This is a genomic window from Bacillus sp. AM1(2019), assembly GCF_009906915.1.
GTDB lineage: Bacteria > Bacillota > Bacilli > Bacillales > Bacillaceae > Bacillus > Bacillus velezensis.
In genome coordinates this window covers 1,644,567-1,664,106 of the sequence record NZ_CP047644.1, presented here as the reverse complement: position 1 = coordinate 1,664,106, position 19,540 = coordinate 1,644,567, and the positions used below count along the sequence as shown (strand labels likewise).

The window sequence follows — 19,540 nt, the reverse complement described above, 5'->3', positions numbered from 1 at the left end:
AGATCCTCCTTATCGTATAAGTATCTCAATATTATCATAATCACCCGCTTATATCAGGCGCAGACATACTGAAATCCCCCTAGGGAAACAGGGGGATTTTATTGTTTCGTATGATGTTTTTGCATTTTTGCAAGAGCTTCCTGTGCCGCATGCTGCTCGGCTTCTTTTTTGGAACGTCCGTTCCCGATACCGAGCGCCTCACCTTTAAGAGAGACTAGCGCCTCGAATTCCCGGTTGTGGGCAGGCCCTTTTTCATTGAGAATTTTGTACTCAAGCGATCCTTTTCCGTCCCGCTGTACAAATTCTTGAAGCTGGCTTTTGAAATCCATCACATGAGAAAAAGCACCATCGTTTATTTTAGGGAATACGTACACTTTCAGGAATTGCTGAACCGGGTCAAGGCCCTGATCCAGATACAGTGCGCCGATAAACGCTTCAAACACATCCGCTAAAAGCGCAGGACGCTTTCTGCCGCCCGTCATTTCTTCTCCTTTTCCCAAGAGAACAAGATCGCCGAATGACAATTCATGGGCAAGTGAGACGAGTGACGGCTCGCATACGATAGCGGCTCTCAGCTTCGTCAAATCTCCTTCACTCATGGCCGGATATTTGGCAAATAAGAATTGGGAGATCGTCAGTTCCAAAACAGCGTCACCTAAAAATTCAAGCCTTTCATTGTCTTCATACGGCTTTTTCCGATGCTCATTCACATAAGATGAATGTGTAAATGCTTGATACAAAAGTTTCTCGTTTTGAAAATGAACCGAAATCCGTTCTTGGAACTCTTTAAATTGCTCTATTTTTTTATAGAACTTTTTTTTATCTTTAAAATGTGAGTGTTTTGACATAGTAACCTCCATAGGCACATCAGGTTCACCGCGCTCCCCGCCGTAAACGGAATCGGCAGCGCGTACAGCGTCAGACGCCGGTAACCGAACGATTAAAGGGCTAAAGCCCCGCTGTCAGGCGGGACTTTTAGCATCAGCTTATTGCTGGTTTTGTATGTAGTTCACAGCGTCGCCGACTGTTGCAATCTTTTCAGCATCTTCGTCAGAAATCTCCATATCAAACTCGTCTTCAAGTTCCATAACAAGCTCAACTACATCTAGGGAATCAGCACCTAAGTCTTCCTTGAAAGAAGCTTCAAGTTTGACGTCAGCTTCATCAACGCCAAGGCGGTCTACGATGATTTTCGTTACACGCTCTAATGTATCTGCCATAGCAATTCACCTCCCCTCAAGTATTATAGAGGATTCGTTTTTAAAAAACTAGAGAAACTAGGATGAAATTTTAAAAACAAATCTTTACATCACCATTCCGCCGTCAATATGAAGGGTTTGGCCCGTCATATAACGCGATCCTTCAGAAGCAAGGAACGTAACAACGCTGCTGATATCGGAAGGATCACCGAAACGCGCGAGCGGAATCTGCTTCAGCATTTCATCTTGGACTTCTTTAGAAAGCTTGTCCGTCATATCCGTGGAAATAAAGCCCGGAGCAATGGCATTGACCGTAATATTTCGGCTCGCAAGCTCTTTGGCTGATGACTTCGTTAAGCCGATTACACCGGCTTTTGCCGCCACGTAGTTTGCCTGGCCGGGGTTTCCGCTGACGCCGACGATTGATGATACGTTGATAATCCGGCCCGAGCGCTGTTTCATCATCTGTCTTGTCACGGCTTTCGTGCAGTTGAATACACCTTTTAGGTTAATGTTAATGACATCATCCCATTCATTTTCTTTCATTCTCATCAGAAGATTGTCTTTTGTGATCCCCGCATTGTTCACGAGAATGTCGATTGAAGAAAATGCAGCGACAGCCTCTTTCATCATGTTTTGTACTTCTTCGGAATTTGATACATCAGCTTTTACCGCGATCGCGTTTCGGCCCAAAGATTTGATTTCATCTACGACTTCGTTCGCTTTCGCTTCATTCCCGGAGTAGTTGACTACTACGTTACAGCCGTTTTTCGCAAGATCAAGCGCGATCGCCCGCCCGATTCCGCGGGACGCTCCCGTTACCACTGCTGTTTTTTCATTAAGCATCCTGATTCTCCTCCTTCAGCGTTTGAATCGCCAGTTCGATGGTTTCATGGTCAGAAACCGCGATTGTTTTAAGGCGGCGGTTCACTTTTTTCACAAGGCCTGAAAGCACTTTTCCCGGCCCGATTTCAACAAACGTCGTGACGCCTTCGTCAATCAGTTTGTTAATGGTTTCTTCAAAGCGAACAGGTGAGTACAGCTGTTCGATCAGTTTTTTCTTGATATCGTCTTTTTCTGTCATAACGTCAGCCGAAACGTTTGAAATCACGGGAACAGCCGCATTTTTTAACTCACAGGCGCTGAGCACCTCCTCGAGTTTTTGCGCTGCCGGCTTCATTAATTCAGAATGGAACGGTCCGCTTACTTCTAATGGGATTGCCCGTTTTGCTCCGTTGTTTTTCGCTTCTTCTGAAGCCAGCTCCACGCCTTTTGCCGTTCCGGAAATTACGATCTGGCCGGGGCAGTTCAGGTTGGCAAGCTGTACGAGATGACCGTTTTCCGTCACTTGATCCGTCACCTTTTTCAAGGACTCCGCGTCCATTCCGAGAATAGCGGCCATGGCGCCTTCTCCGGCCGGCACGGCTTCATTCATGAATTCTCCCCGTTTTCTTACCGTGTAAACGGCATCTTTAAATGTCATCGCTCCCGCCGCAACAAGCGCCGAATATTCTCCGAGGCTGTGTCCGGCGGTGAAATCAGGGGTGATGCCGGATTCTTTAAACTTTTCCAATACGGCGATGCTCGTTGTCAACAGCGCGGGCTGCGCATTGTATGTAAGGGTCAATTCTTCGGCGTCACCTTCAAAAATGAGCGAGCTCAGCTTTGTTTCAAGCGTTTCATCCGCTTCATCAAAAATACGTTTTGACGCTTCTTCGCGTTCGTACAGGTCTTTTCCCATACCGATATATTGTGATCCCTGTCCGGGAAATAAAAATGCAATCTTACTCATGATGCGGTAACCTCCAGACTACTCATCTGTTTTTTCTTCTTTTACTTCTTCTTCTATAAATGCGGCCACGTTTTGGCTGACCATTTCTCTCGCCTGGCGCAGCGCATGGTAAACAGCGCGTGCGTCAGAAGAGCCGTGCGCTTTAACGACGGGCGCTTTCAAACCGAAAAGACTCGCCCCGCCGTACTCAGAATAGTCCATTTTCAGTTTCATTTCCATCAGCTTCGGCTTCAGCACTCCCGCTGCGAGCTTAGAAACAAAACTTGAAGTCAGTGTATCTTTCAGCATTTTGAAAATCGATAACGCTGAACCTTCCAATGTTTTCAACGTGACGTTGCCCGTAAAGCCGTCTGTGACGATGACGTCAGCAGCGCCTTCGAGCAAGTCTCTCGCCTCAACGTTTCCGACAAAATTCACGTTTGTTTCTTTTAATAGTTCAAACGTCTTTTTTGTCAGGTCGTTTCCTTTCTTTTCTTCCGTGCCGACATTTAACAATCCGACGCGGGGCGAGCTGATTCCGAGAACCTGCCGGGCATATACAGATCCCATAATTCCGTACTGGACGAGATGCTCCGGTTTGGCATCGACATTGGCTCCCACGTCCAAAAGAAGGAAACCGTCGCCTGAAACGGTCGGAAGCGTCGGCGCAAGCGCAGGCCGGTCGATTCCTTTAATTCTGCCGACGATAAACAGTCCCGCTGTCATGAGTGCGCCTGTATTCCCCGCTGAGATGCAGGCGTCCGCTCTGTTTTCAGCCACTTCCTGCGCCATCAGCACCATAGAAGAGTTTTTCTTTCTGCGTACGGCGCGGACCGGTTCATCCGTCGGTTCAATCACTTCATCGGCGTGCAACACAGTGATGCGGTCTGATGTTGTTGGCAAGTGTGATTCTATCGTTGTCTTGTCACCGACCAGCGTAATATGAAGATCGTCAAATGCCTCAATACTCTTCATTACTCCGTCAATAACAGCTTTGGGTGCGTTGTCGCCTCCCATTGCATCTACAGCTATTCTCATGCATGCTCCACCTTTATGATTGTTTTGAACGGTACATGTCAAAGCTGCCGGAGAACACGACTTCTTCTCCCACATAGCTGTTGACTTCAACTACCGTTCTGCCTTTTTCTTTTTCGACTGCCGTCACTTTGGCTTTCGCAACGACGCGCTCGCCTTCTTTCACCTGTCTTGTAAAGCGGATATTTGCGCTTGCGGTCAGCGCCAGCTCATCATCAATGACGGCTACGGCGAGTGAGTTCGCCTGCGCAAACAAATGATGCCCCCGCGCAATTTGATTGCGGCTGAAGACATGTTCGCGTCTTACTTCTAATATGGAAATGGCCTGGCCGTCAAGCTCCAGATCAATAATTTCACCGATCACTTCGTCTAAAGACAGTGATTTCACTTCATCATCAAGCGTTTGTTCTGCCACGTTTTTAATTCTTTCCCTCAGCTCCGGTATTGAGAGCTCTAAGCGGTCTAAACGGATCGTCTGAATGCTGACGCCGAATTTCCCCGCTAATTCTTCATCTGTGATGAAGGGTGTCGATTTGATCGTCTGCTGCAATAATTTTTGGCGTTCTTTCTTGCTTCTTCTCATCTGTAAACACCATCCGGACAATTAAGACTAGGTACTAATAGTAGTATATAATCTCATAGATTGGAATGCAATGATTGTTTTTTGAAAGCCGCCGAATTTTACAGAATCAGCTTAATTTCTCCCCTTCTAGGACGCCGCTTGAAAGTAATTGACCGCGCAGCATACGGTATTCGTCATCTTTCCAAAAAGCCTCTGAAGACACCAGATTGGCCGCATCCTGGCGGGCCGTTTCCAAAGCTCTGTAGTCATGAACCATATCCGCCACCTTGAACTCGGGCATACCGCTCTGTTTTTTTCCGAAGAAATCCCCGGGGCCGCGCAGTTCAAGGTCCTTTTCAGACAGCTCGAAGCCGTCGTTTGTCTCTGACATGATTCTCATCCGTTCCTTCCCGGTTTCGGATTTCGGATCGGCCATCAAGATACAGAAAGATTGGTGGTCTCCCCGCCCGACCCGGCCGCGGAGCTGATGGAGCTGAGATAATCCGAAACGGTCGGCGTCATAGATGACCATAATCGTCGCATTCGGCACGTTCACCCCGACTTCTACGACGGTTGTTGACACAAGTACCTGACATTGATTGGCGCTGAATTCTCTCATCACCTGATCTTTTTCATCAGAATGGAGCTTCCCGTGCATCAGGCCGACATTCCATTTACCGCGGTAAACGTCAGACAGCATGTTATATACGTCAATCGCATTCTGCACATCCAGTTTATCCGACTCTTCAATGAGCGGGCAGATAATATAGGCTTGCCTTCCCTGTTTCAGCTCTTTTTCTATAAAAGCCAAAATCCGCTCCAGCATGTCGTGTTTCACCCAATACGTTTCGATTTGTTTTCGCCCCGCGGGCATTTCATCTATCACGGAAACATCCATTTCTCCGAAGACGGTAATGGCCAACGTTCTCGGAATCGGGGTGGCTGTCATAAACAGCACATCCGGATCCTGACCTTTATTCTTGAGTTTTTTGCGCTGTTCGACTCCGAACCGGTGCTGCTCGTCCGTAATAACAAGACTCAGCGCTTTGAATTCCACTTCATCCTGGATTAAAGCATGGGTCCCTACTAAAATATCAATCTCTCCGAGAGCAAGCCGCTCCAAAAGCTCCCTGCGCCGCTTTCCTTTTACAGAACTCGTCAAAAGCGCGATATTTACATCTTCATTTGCAAACAACGATACGAGAGAATCTGCATGCTGTTCGGCCAGAATTTCAGTCGGCACCATTAATGCCCCCTGATACCCCGACAAAATCGCAGCGTACAAAGCGATGGCGGCGACGGCTGTTTTCCCTGAACCGACATCACCTTGCAGCAGACGGTTCATTCGGTAAGGGGATGTCATATCAGCGGTAATTTCCCGAAGCACGCGCGTCTGTGCGGTTGTGAGCGAAAACGGCAGGCTGTCTGTAAAAGCAGCGAGCTTTTCAGCAGGAAACACATGGCTGATGCCTTTTGACTGTTCCCTTTCCGCTTTACGGAACGCCTGCATTTTCAGCTGAAATAATAAGAATTCCTCGTAAACAAACCGGCGTCTGGCCTGCTGTAACGATTCCCTCGTTTCAGGCTGATGCATCGTCTGCAGGGCATGTTTGTAATCAGGCAGCTTGTAGCGGATTCTCAATTTTTCAGGAAGCGGATCGGCCGCACTGTCCAAATGATGCTGCAGCGCTTCCTTAATAAACCGTCTCATCATTTTTACGGTGACGTTTTCTTTAACGGAATAAACAGGCTCAATGCTTTTATCTTCTTGATGAGGACCGTTTTTTAATTCCTGCACGGAAACGGTCTGTCTGTGTTTATCCCATTTCCCGGATATCGTGACGACAGAACCTAACGTCAGTTTCTTTTTTAAGTAGGGACGGTTAAAGCAGACCGCGGTAATTAAATAATTGCCGACAAGCACCCTGAATGTCAGCCTGTTTCGTTTTTTGCCGTAATAGGTAAGAGAAGGTTCTGAATGAACCTTCCCTTCTACCGTCACTCTTTCTTCATGTTTTACTTCTTCTAAGTCCCTCAGCTCATAGTCGTCATAACGGTAAGGGAAATAATTCAGAAGATCAGAAATGTCATAGATACCAAGTTCGTGCAATGTTTTTTCTGTTTCCGGCCCAATGCCCTTAATCTCCGCTATACTAGTTTGCTGATGGTGTGTCACTTGATTTCAGCGCTCCTCCGAAAATTTTTTTCTCTAATTCTCTTCCCGTCGGTGTCGCGGCTAAACCGCCTTGTCCCGTTTCACGCAGTGCTGTCGGCATTGTCTGGCCGATCTTGTACATCGCGTCAATCACCTCATCGCAAGGAATGCGGCTTGTAATCCCGGCCAGCGCCATATCCGCCGCGATCATTGCGTTGGATGCTCCCATTGCGTTTCGTTTGACACACGGCACTTCTACCAATCCGGCGACCGGGTCACATACGAGACCGAGCATATTTTTCAGTGTAATCGCCATTGCTTCCGCTGATTGCTGAGGCGTTCCGCCCGCCATTTCCACAATCGCAGCCGCTGCCATGCCTGATGCTGACCCGACTTCCGCCTGACAGCCTCCTGCCGCTCCTGAAATACTCGCATTGTTTGCTACGACAAAACCGAACGCGCCGGCTGTAAACAGAAAACGGATCATTTGTTCTGTTGTAGGGTTCAGCTTATGCTTTACGGCGAATAACGTTCCCGGCACAACCCCGGCAGAGCCGGCGGTCGGTGTAGCGCAGATCGTTCCCATCGCCGCATTTACTTCATTTGTCGCCACAGCTTTAGAAACGGCGTCTAAAATCAGATTTCCCGACAGGCTTCTTCCCGATTGGATGTATGCCTGAAGTTTCACGGCATCTCCGCCTGTTAAACCGGTCTGACTCGTGACGCCCTTCAGCCCTTTTTCAACAGCTGCTTCCATGACGGAGAGATTGCGCTCCATTCCTTGAAAGATTTCTTCCCGCGTTTTTTGCGTCACTTCCATCTCTTGCGTGATCATCACTTCCGAAATCGGAATTTGTTTTTCTTGAGTGATTTCTATTAATTCTTTTACATTACGAAACATGTCATTTTCCTCCTGACTTTTTAGTCAGCTATCTTAGTAACCTGTATAATATTAGGAAGTGTTGAAAGCTCGTCAAGCACTTCTTCTTCAATATTCTGATCGACCTCAATCGTCATCAGCGCAAGCTGGCCGACGTCCTTACGCGCCACTTCCATATGTCCGACGTTAATGGAGAATTTCGCCAGCACATTGGCAACGCCTGCAATCGTGCCGAATTTATCATTGTGAACGACTAAAATAGCCGGATGGTTTCCGGAAAGACGCAGCTCAAAGCCGTTGAGCTCCGTGATTTCTATTTTTCCGCCGCCGATGGAAATACCGGTAAGGGCAAGCTCTCCCTCATCATCAGAAATGACGATACGCGCTGTATTCGGATGAACCGGCACGGCATCCTCTGTACGGAACTCTACATATATGCCCTTCTCTTCCGCAATTTGAATCGCTGTTTTAATCCGTTCATCAAATGTATCAAAATCAAGCAGGCCGCCGATAATCGCGACATCAGTGCCGTGACCCTTATACGTCTCCGCAAATGATCCGTAAAAAGACACAATGATCCGGCGGGGCTCCCGCCTGAATAGGCTTCTGGCCACTCTGCCGATCCGGGCGGCGCCTGCGGTATGTGAACTGGACGGACCGATCATTACCGGGCCGATAATATCAAAAACGCTTCTATACTTCATGCTGGTTTGTTCCTCCTTAACATCACTTCATTCAGCGCTTTTCTTTAGACTAATTGAACATTTCTCAATTGGCAAGCAGACACACTGCCGCACTGCCGCAGGTAAATAAAGACATAAGAATAGAAGGGCCTGATAAGCCCTTCTATTCTGCCGCAAATATATATGGATACAGAGGCTGTCTGCCGTTATGGATTTCAACCTCGATATCTTCACAGACGCTTGCAATATACTCAGCGAGTTTCTCAGCTTCTTCTTCCGGAGCGTCCTCTCCGTACAAGATGGTGACAATTTCATCTTCTTCCCCGATCATTTCATCCAGCAGCAATTTTGCCGCACTCATCCGATCTTCGGCGCTGCCGATAATTGAACTGTTTAAAATGCCGATAAAATCACCTTTTTTAATATCTTTGCCGTCAATATGGGTGTCTCTGACTGAATATGTCACCTGTCCGCTTTTCACATTCCGGATGGCCTCAAGCATATTGGCTTCATTTACGTCAGCCGGCTGGTCAGGGTTAAACGCAAGCAGGGCGGTCATGCCTTGAGGGACCGTTTTTGCCGGAATGACAATGACATTTTCTTCAGCCACGCTCGCCGCCTGATTGGCAGCCATCACAATATTGGAATTGTTCGGAAGAATGAAAACCGTCTCCGCATTGACAGACTGAACGGCTTCAACAATATCTTCCGTGCTCGGATTCATTGTCTGACCGCCTTCGATTACGTGTGAAGCGCCGATGCTCGTAAACAATTCAGAAATGCCCTCTCCCATTGCCACAGTCACGATGCCAAAAGGCTTGCGGGCTTCTTTCATAACGCCGGCCGGCTTTTTTTCATCATGTTCTTGGCTGATGATTGAAGTATGCTGTTCCCTCATGTTTTCAATTTTAATTTTAATCAAATCGCCGTAACGCTGTGCGAGATTGAGCACGTTCCCTGGTTCTTCGGCATGAATATGGACTTTCGCCAGCGTATCATCAGCCACGACCAGCAGTGAATCGCCGAAACGGCTCAGTTCGTTTCTGAACGTCTCTTCCTTGAACGTCCGTTTATCTTGATCCAGCCTCACCATCACTTCCGTACAAAATCCGAATTCAATGTCTTCTGTACTCAGCATGCTCTGCGCGCTTTTATGATGCTCGGCATTCACCATATCATCGAGTGCCGGAAGAACCGCTTTTTTCGGTACGGCCTCTCCTTTTAAAGCAGCCAAAAAGCCTTCATATACACAAAGCAGACCTTTTCCGCCGCTGTCAACGACACCGACGTCCTTTAAAACAGGAAGCAGATCCGGCGTGCGGTTGAGCGACGCTTCCGCTTCTTCAATAACGGCCTCCATGACCGAAATAATATCGGTTTCTTCTTTGGCCGAGGCGACCGCTTTTTTAGCCGCATCCTTAGCCACGGTTAAAATCGTTCCTTCAACCGGTTTCATGACCGCCTTATATGCCATATCCACTCCCGCTTGGAGTGCTGCGGCAAATTCTTGGGCGTCTATTTGGTTTTTGTTTTCAATGCTCTTTGTGAAACCTCTGAACAATTGGGACAAGATCACCCCTGAGTTTCCTCTCGCTCCCATAAGCAGGCCTTTTGACAGGGCGATGCCGACTTTGCCGATGTCGGGTGAGTCAATGTGCTCTACCTCTCTTGCACCGGATGACATCGATAAATTCATATTTGTTCCGGTATCGCCGTCAGGCACGGGAAACACGTTCAGCGCATCCACCGCGGATGCGTTTTGAGACAATGTCTCAGCCCCCGCCAGAATCATTGCCGCAAAAGCTCTCCCATCTAAGTTTCGTCTAGACAATACTCATCCTCCTCACTACGGGTTCGTTACTCGTACGCCTTGGACATAAATATTTACAGAATCAACTGCAAGTCCGATTGTTTGATTTACTGTGTATTTTACCTTCGTCTGAACATTGTGGGCTACTTCGGATATTTTAGTGCCGTAGCTGACAATAATGTACATGTCGATATGTATTTGTTCGGCTTCCTGACGGACATGTACGCCTTTTGCGAAGTTCTCTCTCCGGAGGATTTCAGACAAACCGTCTTTAATCTGGTTTTTTGAGGCCATCCCCACTATTCCGTAACAATCAATGGCAGCGCCTCCGGCAACCATTGCGATGACTTCGTTGGATATATCAATCTGTCCGTATTTTGTCTTCATTTCAATGGACACACAGGTTCCTCCTTCAGGTGCATAGAGTTATCATTATTCTACTATATGTATCCCATTATGAAAAGAAAAGATACAGACAGCGGCCTTCAGCGCGGAAATGTGATTGGTTTTACATGTCAAGTGATTTTTCTTGAAAGTAAGGGAAACAATAGTTGCAAACGGTTTTTAGCTGTGGTAAATTATTTAAAGTATTGTATAACGAAAGCATCTGAGAAACTATGTTTGAAAAGATGTTTCGCGCAGTTAGGAGGGAAACAAATGGCACGTAAATGTTTTATTACAGGTAAAAAAACAAAAGCCGGAAACAACCGTTCTCACGCAATGAACGCTTCTAAGCGTACTTGGGGCGCCAACCTTCAAAAGGTCCGCATCCTCGTTGACGGCAAACCTAAAAAAGTGTATGTATCTGCCCGGGCTTTAAAATCCGGTAAAGTTGAGCGTGTATAAGCAAAAATGAACGCCTGCCCTTTTATGCGGCAGGCGTTTTTTATGCGTTCAAAGAGGGCAATTTCAGCTTCTTGGGCTTACTCTTTTCTAAATGAGCCCAGCATCGCCCGGACAATTCCTCCTAAAAACTTCGGCAATTTAATGGTATAAAATTTCATTTTGTCCCCTCCTATAAGTCCCGTATCCGCTGCGTTCATCACTTTAGGATTCATGGTTTTTTCCGCATATGGCAGAAGCCGCTTTTCTAATCCGCGCTCCTTACCATTATTAATATGCCTTTTGCAAACGAAAAAGTACCTCGTGAATGAATGAGTTCGTTACTAATACATAGTGTTGAACCCAGAGGAATATGACAATTTTCAAGGGGATATTTAAAACCGTCGAGTGTCAGGCCGTCTGCCGCTTCCGTAAACGGAATGAAAGAAATATAGCGTCTGCGCGCTTTTTCTTCAATTGTATAACGGCCGGGCCCGAACATCTGAATGTCATTCTGCCGGTCGATCAGCTCGACATCGGTATTCTTGTGTAAGGCTTTATACAGCAGCTGGATGTTCCCTAAAAAGTGATCGGCTCTTCCGCCCGTCACACCGAATATCCGAATGGTTTCCGGTTCTTTTTGTAAAGCCCAGTCAAGGGCGAGTTCAAGATCGGTATAATCTTTTTCCGCCTGATACACATGGAGGGCCGGCGCCGCTTTTTGAATCTGCATGAGCTCCTCTTCCGTAATGCTGTCAAAATCACCGAAAGCTTCCTGCGGAATGATTCCAGCTTCCAAAAGAGCAACCGTCCCTTTATCGACTCCGACCCACGTCGTATCTCCGTCAGTGTATTCGGATAGATCGGGAATAAGCTCCCGCGGGCCGCCCGCAACGATATTGATTGTCCTCATATGTTTTCCTCTCTTTTAGACGCGAAAAGAGCCGGCGGCTTTCACCGGGCTCTTTTTCAGCATGTTTATTACGCGTTTCGGATGTCAGCGATGGCTTTTTTCCGATCCGGCTGATTATATACGGCAGACCCGGCAACAAGCAGATTGGCGCCCGCTTCAGCGCATAAAGGGGCTGTTTCTTTATTAACGCCTCCGTCCACTTCGATTAAAAGCTCAGACAGGCCTTTCTCCTCAGCCAGCTGTTTGACCTGACGGATTTTCGGCAGAACCGAATGAATGAAGCGCTGGCCGCCAAAACCGGGGTTAACCGTCATTAACAGCACAAGGTCAAGTTCCTCGATCACATGTTCAATCATTTGGACGGGCGTATGCGGATTGAGCACAACTCCCGCTTTTACCCCCTGCTCTTTTATCAATTGAATGGTCCGGTGAAGATGCGGACACGCTTCAGCATGAACGGAAAGGATGTCCGCGCCGGCTTTTGCGAATGCCGGTATGTAGCGGTCCGGGTTTTCAATCATAAGATGGACATCCAGCGGCAGATCAGTCACCGGACGGACGGCTTCAACGATAAGCGGCCCGATTGTAATGTTAGGGACGAAATGGCCATCCATGACATCAATATGGATATAGTCCGCCCCTCCTTTTTCCACGTCTTTAATTTCCTCGCCCAGTGAAGCAAAATCGGCGGAAAGAATTGATGGCGCAACCTTAATCATATTAATACCTCGGCTTTCTCTCTTTTATTTCCTGCATAAATTCTTTGTAATGCTCATAGCGGTACGGCTGAATCTCTCCTTCTTCCACCGCTTGCTTTACCGCGCATTTCGGCTCCTTAAGATGCAGACAGCCTCTGAATTTGCAAGAGGCGCTTATTTCTCTGATCTCAGGGAACGTGCTGCCCAGCTCATCTTCCTCAATGCCGGTAAATTCAAGCGAACTGAACCCCGGAGTATCCGCCACCAGACCGCCTGATGTATGAATGAGCTCCACATGGCGCGTCGTATGTTTTCCGCGTCCCAAATGCGCGGAAATCTCGTTTGTTTTCAGCTCAAGCTCCGGGCTGATCGCATTTAAAAGCGAAGATTTTCCGACTCCCGACTGACCGGCAAACACCGTCGTTTTGTTCTCGAAGTGTTTCACAATGCCTGTTAAACCGCTGTTTTCTTTTGATGACGTCACATATACGTCATAACCGATCCCCTGATAGTCTTTCACGTAAGAAAGTATCGCCTCTTTCGATTCCCCGTCTGCAGCTAAGTCCATTTTGGTTATGCAGATGATCGGGTGAATGCCGTTGGCTTCCACAAGGACGAGAAAACGGTCCAATAAAGACGTGCTGAACGCCGGCTGAACGGCAGAAAAGACGAGAACGGCCTGATCGACATTTGAAATCGGCGGCCTGATCAGCTCGTTTGTTCGTTCTTTGATTTCCAGCAAGTAGCCTTCTTTATCATTTTCAGCCTGATAAACGGCATAATCGCCGACCAGAGGCGTTATTTTATTTTTTCTGAAAATGCCCCGGCCCCTGCATTGAATGATCTTGTCCTGTGATTCATCCAAGACATAATAGAATCCGCTTAACGCTTTTATAATTTTGCCCTCAGGCATAGGGTCCCTCCTTGTCAGTCATTATCTTTCGGGTATTCAATCGTTTTGTAGCTGACGACTTTATGATCGACCATCACTTGGTAATACCCCTTCTGTCCCTGATCAATCTTCAGTTCAATTGTTTTTTCAGTCGGCTCTTTTATTTTAAATGAGTCATACGTATCAGAGATGCTGTGGTCCTTATCATCGATGGCGATTTGCACTTCAAGCTCGTCCCCTTCATGTTCGGGTTCGTAAGGAATGCTGATTTTTTCTTTTACCGTTTTCGCCGGTTTTTCTTCAGGTCCGAGCGAGAACGTCACTTCAACATTACTTCCCGGCTTAACCGCAGTGCCGGCTGCCGGCTCTTGCTTCATGACTTGTCCTTTTGGCACGTCATCTGAATGGGCTTGTTTTTCAACAAGCTGCAGGCCGTTATCTTCAAGATACCCTGAAGCCGCTTCCTTGCTGTAAGTCTTTAAGTCCCTCAGCGTAACGTCCGCCGGGCCGAGGCTGACCGTTAGATTGACTTCATCGTCGCTTGCGACCATGTCGGTGCCGGCTGACGGGTCCTGATCAATTACGGTGCCGGCCTCGCTGTCATCGTTCTCTTCTTTGACATTGACATGTTTGAAGCCTTTTTCCTTCAGCGCTTTTTTTGCGTCGCCGATCTGCCGCCCTTTCACGTCGATCAGCTGGGTTTTCGGTTTTCCGATGCTTTTGTACAGTTTTACAGAAGAGCCTTCTTTAACGGTAGACCCCGCTTTTGGGTCCGTTTTGACCATTAATTCCTCTTCTATTTTGTCATCTTCAATGTCCGTTATATCAGGATCCGCCCGGAGCCCGTTCTTTTCAAGCAGTGCTTCCGCTTTTTCGTACTTCATGCCCCGTACGTCGGGGACGCTTACATCTTTAGGCATAAACAAAGACGGGAACACGGTGACCGCAAGAACAGCCGCCATAATGAAAATGAAACAGACGGACAGCAAAACCCACGGCCATTTCCGTTTTTTCTTTTTGGCGGGCTGCTGTTCCTTATCGTCCGTCTCCCCCGGCGTTTCCGCCTGAGGTGCGGCTTTTGCGCCGTCAGTAATAACGGGAATGGCTTTTGTCATTTCCTCATCATCCTGAACGGAAAATTTTTGTTCATTCAGCCTGCCGGCGTCAAAAGCCGTTCTGATGTCCGCTTCCATGTCCTCGGCGCTTTCATAGCGGTGAAACGGGTCTTTAGCGGTTGCCTTTAAAATAATGTTTTCGACGCTCTGCGGAATGGAAGGGTTCCACTTTCTGGCGGAAGGCGTTTCTGTTTGCAGATGCTTTAGCGCTATGCTTACGGCTGATTCTCCGTCAAAAGGGATCTTACCTGTTAAAAGCTCAAACAGCACGATGCCGAGCGCGTAAATATCTGATTTTTTCGTTGCCAGACCGCCTCTCGCCTGCTCCGGAGACAAATAATGAACCGAGCCCAGCACAGAATTCGTATGTGTGATTGTCGTAGACGTAAGTGCTGTGGCGATGCCGAAATCCGTCACCTTGATATGCCCTAAATGATCTATCAATATATTGTGCGGTTTAATATCCCGGTGCACGATATGGTTTTGATGGGCATGGGCGATGGCCGAGACGATCTGCTCCATAACGGACAGCGCTTCTTTCGGATGAAGCGGTCCGTGTGCGGTTATGTATTCCTTTAATGTCATGCCTTCCACATATTCCATGACAATGTAATAAATATCGCCTTCCTCCCCGATATCGTAAATACTGACGATATTCGGATGATCGAGGCTTGATGCCGACTGTGCTTCTCTTCTGAAACGCCTGATAAAATCAATGTCATTCACAAAGTCAAACCGCAGAATTTTAATTGCGACTTCACGTTCGAGAATGATGTCCTCAGCTAAAAAAACGTTTGCCATTCCGCCGCCGCCAATGGGCCGGAGGATATGATAACGCCCGCTGATCCGCTTGCCGGTTAGCACTTGTCTTCACCCTCTTTTGCATCTGCGGAAAACTCAATCAACACAGCCGTGATGTTATCTTCGCCGCCGTTTTGATTCGCTTTGCTGATGAGAAGGTCTACTTTTTCCTGAGGATCAGATTCGGCTTGAAGCATTTGTTTGATCTCGTGATCTTCTATTTTATTTGACAGTCCGTCAGAGCATAAAAGCAGCTGATCGCCGTCAGACAGTTCAAAAGAACGGGCGTCGGAACTGATGGTTTCATCTGTCCCCAGCGCTCTCGTCAATACATTTTTCCGCGGATGGTGCTCGGCGTCCTCTTTCGAAATTTCCCCCGTCTTGACCAGCTCATTCACAAGCGAATGGTCTTCAGTCAGCTGAGTGAATTCCCCATCTTGAAGCAGGTAGCATCGGCTGTCACCGATATGAGCCACAGTGACAAACTTCCCGGTGAATAAGGCGCAAACAACGGTGGTGCCCATTCCCCGGCATTCTTCATTCGCTTTAGCGTGGTCATGTACTTTGACATTCGCCTCATGAATCCGGTCTTTCAGCCAATCCTCGCAAGCAGACGGCAGAGAAGGAACCGTTTCGGTCCGGTTCCACTGCTCTTCCATCGCCGCAACCGCCATCCTGCTCGCTACATCTCCGGCAAGATGACCGCCCATGCCGTCGGCGACAACCGCAAGCACCGCGTCTTCTTTTGTGAAAATGCCCGCCGCATCTTCATTATGCCGGCGGACTTTACCTGTATCTGTTTTCAAGGCTGTAATCAACCTCTTCACCTCGTCTCGTCTTGACGCTCCTTCGCGCGAAGCTGACCGCAGGCCGCGTCAATGTCATGGCCTTGCTCTCTTCTGATCGTGACATTTACACCGCGGGATTTTAACGTTTTTTCGAATGCGAAAATCTGATCTCTCGGTGTGCGGACGTAATCCCGTTCAGGCACATAGTTTACCGGAATTAAATTGACATGGCATTTCACGTCTTTTAACAGTTCTGCAAGCTCTTCTGCATGTTCGACCTGATCATTTACGCCGCCGAACAGCCCGTATTCAAAGCTGATCCGTCTGCCTGTTTTCTCGATGTAATATTTGACGGCCTCCATAAGGTCAGGAAGCTTATAGGCTTTGTTAATCGGCATCAGACGGCTTCTGATTTCCGTATTCGGAGCATGCAGAGAAATCGCGAAATTGATCTGCATTTTTTGATCGGCGAAATCGTAAATCTTCGGAATGATTCCGCTGGTGGAAACTGTGATATGACGCGCTCCGATGTTCAGCCCTTTATCGTGGTTAATGATTTTCAAGAAAGCGAGCATTTCGTTAAAGTTATCAAAAGGTTCACCGATTCCCATGATCACGACTGAGCTGACGCGTTCATCCGTTTCATCAAGCGCCTTTTGCACTTTCACGACTTGAGCGACGATTTCTCCCGCTTCAAGATTCCGTTTCAGACCGCCGAGCGTTGACGCGCAAAATGTGCAGCCGATCCGGCAGCCGACCTGTGTCGTTACACATACAGAATTACCATACTCGTGTCTCATTAAAACCGTTTCGATCGTATAACCGTCATGAAGCTCAAATAAAAATTTCATCGTGCCGTCTTGAGATGTCTGTTTTACAGCCGTTTTCAGCGTTGTCAGCACAAAATGGCTCTCGAGTTTTTCACGCAGGCTTTTTGAGAGGTTTGTCATTTCATCAAATGAAGAAACCCGCTTTTCATAGAGCCATTCAAAAATCTGTGCCGCGCGGAACGGCTTTTCGCCATTCTCAGTCAGCCATTGTTTGATTTCATCTAATTCAAAAGAGTAAATGGACGGCTGCTCAGTCCGCAGCTCTTTCCGTACGCTTGTCTTTTTTAATTGTGTCATTTTTTATCCCTTCTTTCTCATGCTGCTAATAAAGAAACCGTCTGTTCCGAAATAATGCGGAAGAATTTGAAGGCTTCCATCCTGAACAAAGGGTCTCGCCTTTTCAGGCAGCCGCTTTTCAAGAGACAAATCGGGTTCAAACTCAGGGTGTTCTTGTATAAACGCATGCATAACTTCTTCATTTTCTGTCCGGTCCATTGTACACGTACTGTATACGAGTGTGCCACCTTTTTTTACTAATGGGGCGATTTCCCTTAAAATGCCGAGCTGGATTTCTGACAGCCGTCTGCTGTCCTCCGGCGTCTTCGTATATTTCATATCGGGTTTTCTTCTGATGACGCCGAAACCTGAGCAAGGGGCATCAACGAGAATACGGTCAAACCGTTCTGCGCCAAAGGCCTCTCCCGCTTTCCGCGCATCCATCGTTTGTGCGTCGATGATCGTAAGTCCGAGCCGTTCTGCGCCCTCTTTAATCAGCTTCACTTTATGGCGGTGAAGATCAAGCGATGTGAGGCTCCCCTCGTTCTCCATCAGTTCCGCAATGTGAGCCGACTTTCCGCCCGGTGCGGCGCATGCGTCTAAAACGGTTTCGCCCGGCTTCGGGTCCAGCGCCCGCGCGACAAGCATTGAGCTTTCATCCTGTATGGATACCCGGCCGTTTTGGAAAAATGCCGTGTTCGCGATGCTTCCTTTTAAAAGCTTAATCGCATCAGGAGAAAGGTCTCCGGCTTCCGCTTCCAGACCGGCATTCTCCATCTCATTCAGCACCGTTTCCCTGTCGCTCTTTATGTGATTGACACGGAGCGTCTGCTTCGGCGGAATGAGATGAATCCGGCAGATCTTTTCAGCCGCCTCAAAGCCGTACGCCTCGACCCACTCTTTTACGAGCCATTCGGGATGGCTTGTCTCTGTAGAAAGACGGAGAACCGGGTCTTCAATTTCAGCGAATGACGGCGCCCCCTCACGCTGCAGGGAGCGGAGGATGCCGTTGACAAAGGACGCAATGCCCTTATGCCCGCGTTTTTTGGCGATTTCAACCGCTTCATGGATGGCGGCGCGATCCGGAATTTTTTCTAAATACTCCATTTGATACGCGGACAGACGAAGCAGCTGAATCACCCACGGCTTCACCTTATTCGGCTTGCGGATAAAAGGCTTCAGCATAAAGTCTAAGGCGATTTTATTTTGCAGCGTTCCGTAGACAAGCTCTGTCAGCAGCCCTCTGTCCTGATCGCTGAGCGTGTTCGTTTTGATAACCGATGTAAGAAGCAGGTTGCTGTATGCCTGATTTTGCTCAAGCTTCTCAAGCGCTTCGAGGGCGAGCTCCCGGACATTAATTTTCTTCATTTGCTTCTCCTAACACGTCACCGGGCTGCACATTTTTGCCTCTTACAAAATCTTCGCCCTTCATCCGTTTTTTTCCCGCCGGCTGCAGCTCAGTGATTAAAAGGGCTGTGCTGTTTCCTGATGCGACGACAATGCCGTTTTGCTCCGTGCGGATGACTGTTCCGGGCGCAGCTTCAGTTTTTGCCGCAACTTTTTCAGAAGCCCATACTTTAATAGTTTGACCGTTCAAAGTTGTATAGGCGACAGGCCAAGGGTTTAAACCTCTGATCTGGTTGTAAATCTCTTCTCCGGGCTTTGCCCAATCAATCCGCTCCTGCTCACGCTTAATGTTAGGCGCGTAAGTCGCTTTTGATTCGTCCTGTTTGATCGGTTTAATATTCCCGGAAATGACGTTCGGAACGGTCTCTGACAAAAGCTTTGCCCCCGCTATGCTTAATTTGTCGTGAAGCGTGCCGACGTTATCCGTTTCATCAATTTCCACTTCGATTTTAGAAATCATATCGCCCGCATCAAGCTTTTCAACCATATACATGATCGTCACGCCCGTTTTCTTCTTGCCTTGGAGAATCGAATAATGTATCGGCGCTCCGCCTCTTAATTCAGGCAATAGTGACGCGTGTACGTTGATACAGCCGTATTTCGGGCCGTCCAGCAGCTGCTTGGGGAGGATCTGTCCGAATGCCGCCGTAACAATCAGGTCCGGCTTCAGGCTGAGCACTTTTTCTATTTCTTCTTCGAGCCTTACTTTTTCGGGCTGAAGCACGGGAATGCCGTGACGTTCAGCTTCAGCCTTTACAGGAGGGGGCGTCATGATTTTTTTTCTGCCTTTCGGGCGGTCAGGCTGCGTAACGACACCAACCACTTCATATCCGTCTTCAATAAGCGTGCGCAGGACGGGAACTGAAAAGTCGGGCGTTCCCATAAAAACGATCCTTGTCATCC

At 48.0% G+C, this 19,540-nt stretch carries 21 protein-coding genes; 1 reads left to right on the top strand and 20 read right to left on the bottom strand.

What is annotated here, in order from left to right; translation table 11 throughout:
• Positions 1 to 98: 98 nt before the first annotated feature.
• The 11 genes from rncS to GNE05_RS08370 all read right to left on the bottom strand — a co-directional run bounded on the left by rncS (position 99) and on the right by GNE05_RS08370 (position 10,494).
• Positions 99 to 848, bottom strand: a complete 750-nt coding sequence (rncS, locus tag GNE05_RS08420) for a ribonuclease III (RefSeq protein ID WP_012117543.1) — start codon at positions 846 to 848, stop codon at positions 99 to 101.
• Between the two features lie 138 nt (positions 849 to 986).
• Entirely contained in the window at positions 987 to 1,220 is a 234-nt protein-coding gene (acpP, locus tag GNE05_RS08415) for an acyl carrier protein (RefSeq protein ID WP_003154310.1), read from the bottom strand.
• Between the two features lie 84 nt (positions 1,221 to 1,304).
• Positions 1,305 to 2,045: a 3-oxoacyl-[acyl-carrier-protein] reductase gene (gene fabG, locus GNE05_RS08410; protein ID WP_003154312.1), complete on the bottom strand. Its 741-nt coding sequence runs from the start codon at positions 2,043 to 2,045 to the stop codon at positions 1,305 to 1,307.
• The gene (fabD, locus tag GNE05_RS08405; RefSeq protein WP_007409759.1) at positions 2,038 to 2,991 is read right to left on the bottom strand and encodes an ACP S-malonyltransferase; all 954 of its coding nucleotides are present in this window, start codon (positions 2,989 to 2,991) and stop codon (positions 2,038 to 2,040) included. The genes fabG and fabD overlap by 8 nt, the downstream gene beginning before the upstream one ends.
• 18 nt (positions 2,992 to 3,009) lie before the next feature.
• On the bottom strand, positions 3,010 to 4,008 hold the full coding sequence (plsX, locus tag GNE05_RS08400; protein WP_007409758.1) for a phosphate acyltransferase PlsX: 999 nt from the start codon (positions 4,006 to 4,008) through the stop codon (positions 3,010 to 3,012).
• Between the two features lie 13 nt (positions 4,009 to 4,021).
• On the bottom strand, positions 4,022 to 4,588 hold the full coding sequence (fapR, locus tag GNE05_RS08395) for a transcription factor FapR (RefSeq protein WP_003154320.1): 567 nt from the start codon (positions 4,586 to 4,588) through the stop codon (positions 4,022 to 4,024).
• A 106-nt stretch (positions 4,589 to 4,694) separates the two neighbouring features.
• Entirely contained in the window at positions 4,695 to 6,743 is a 2,049-nt protein-coding gene (recG, locus tag GNE05_RS08390; RefSeq protein WP_014417753.1) for an ATP-dependent DNA helicase RecG, read from the bottom strand.
• Positions 6,721 to 7,623 (bottom strand): L-serine ammonia-lyase, iron-sulfur-dependent, subunit alpha, encoded by a 903-nt coding sequence (sdaAA, locus tag GNE05_RS08385; RefSeq protein ID WP_003154324.1) that lies wholly within the window; start codon positions 7,621 to 7,623, stop codon positions 6,721 to 6,723. Before sdaAA ends, recG begins: the two co-directional genes overlap by 23 nt.
• A gap of 20 nt (positions 7,624 to 7,643) precedes the next feature.
• On the bottom strand, positions 7,644 to 8,306 hold the full coding sequence (gene sdaAB, locus GNE05_RS08380) for an L-serine ammonia-lyase, iron-sulfur-dependent subunit beta (protein WP_017417764.1): 663 nt from the start codon (positions 8,304 to 8,306) through the stop codon (positions 7,644 to 7,646).
• Positions 8,307 to 8,448: 142 nt separating this feature from the next.
• A complete protein-coding gene (locus GNE05_RS08375; protein WP_014417751.1) occupies positions 8,449 to 10,116 on the bottom strand; it encodes a DAK2 domain-containing protein in 1,668 nt (555 codons plus the stop codon).
• A 15-nt stretch (positions 10,117 to 10,131) separates the two neighbouring features.
• The gene (locus tag GNE05_RS08370; protein ID WP_003154327.1) at positions 10,132 to 10,494 is read right to left on the bottom strand and encodes an Asp23/Gls24 family envelope stress response protein; all 363 of its coding nucleotides are present in this window, start codon (positions 10,492 to 10,494) and stop codon (positions 10,132 to 10,134) included.
• A 258-nt stretch (positions 10,495 to 10,752) separates the two neighbouring features.
• Between GNE05_RS08370 and rpmB the strand changes: the two genes are divergently transcribed.
• Positions 10,753 to 10,941, top strand: coding sequence for a 50S ribosomal protein L28 (gene rpmB, locus GNE05_RS08365; protein ID WP_003154328.1), 189 nt, complete (start codon positions 10,753 to 10,755; stop codon positions 10,939 to 10,941).
• Positions 10,942 to 11,018: 77 nt separating this feature from the next.
• On the opposite strand, the gene spoVM is transcribed toward rpmB, so the two are convergent.
• From spoVM to fmt, 9 genes are all read right to left on the bottom strand, one after another.
• Entirely contained in the window at positions 11,019 to 11,099 is an 81-nt protein-coding gene (spoVM, locus tag GNE05_RS08360; RefSeq protein ID WP_003154329.1) for a stage V sporulation protein SpoVM, read from the bottom strand.
• Positions 11,100 to 11,185: 86 nt separating this feature from the next.
• Positions 11,186 to 11,830 (bottom strand): thiamine diphosphokinase, encoded by a 645-nt coding sequence (locus GNE05_RS08355; RefSeq protein ID WP_053573430.1) that lies wholly within the window; start codon positions 11,828 to 11,830, stop codon positions 11,186 to 11,188.
• A gap of 68 nt (positions 11,831 to 11,898) precedes the next feature.
• Positions 11,899 to 12,549, bottom strand: coding sequence for a ribulose-phosphate 3-epimerase (gene rpe / locus GNE05_RS08350; RefSeq protein WP_014417749.1), 651 nt, complete (start codon positions 12,547 to 12,549; stop codon positions 11,899 to 11,901).
• Position 12,550: 1 nt separating this feature from the next.
• Positions 12,551 to 13,441, bottom strand: coding sequence for a ribosome small subunit-dependent GTPase A (gene rsgA / locus GNE05_RS08345; protein ID WP_014417748.1), 891 nt, complete (start codon positions 13,439 to 13,441; stop codon positions 12,551 to 12,553).
• A gap of 14 nt (positions 13,442 to 13,455) precedes the next feature.
• Positions 13,456 to 15,399, bottom strand: a complete 1,944-nt coding sequence (gene pknB, locus GNE05_RS08340) for a Stk1 family PASTA domain-containing Ser/Thr kinase (RefSeq protein ID WP_038461444.1) — start codon at positions 15,397 to 15,399, stop codon at positions 13,456 to 13,458.
• The gene (locus GNE05_RS08335) at positions 15,393 to 16,154 is read right to left on the bottom strand and encodes a Stp1/IreP family PP2C-type Ser/Thr phosphatase (protein ID WP_017417762.1); all 762 of its coding nucleotides are present in this window, start codon (positions 16,152 to 16,154) and stop codon (positions 15,393 to 15,395) included. The genes pknB and GNE05_RS08335 overlap by 7 nt, the downstream gene beginning before the upstream one ends.
• A 5-nt stretch (positions 16,155 to 16,159) precedes the next feature.
• Positions 16,160 to 17,251, bottom strand: a complete 1,092-nt coding sequence (gene rlmN / locus GNE05_RS08330; protein WP_014417746.1) for a dual-specificity RNA methyltransferase RlmN — start codon at positions 17,249 to 17,251, stop codon at positions 16,160 to 16,162.
• Between the two features lie 3 nt (positions 17,252 to 17,254).
• Positions 17,255 to 18,598, bottom strand: a complete 1,344-nt coding sequence (rsmB, locus tag GNE05_RS08325) for a 16S rRNA (cytosine(967)-C(5))-methyltransferase RsmB (protein WP_014417745.1) — start codon at positions 18,596 to 18,598, stop codon at positions 17,255 to 17,257.
• Positions 18,585 to 19,538 (bottom strand): methionyl-tRNA formyltransferase, encoded by a 954-nt coding sequence (gene fmt / locus GNE05_RS08320; RefSeq protein WP_014417744.1) that lies wholly within the window; start codon positions 19,536 to 19,538, stop codon positions 18,585 to 18,587. Before fmt ends, rsmB begins: the two co-directional genes overlap by 14 nt.
• Between the last annotated feature and the right edge of the window lie 2 nt (positions 19,539 to 19,540).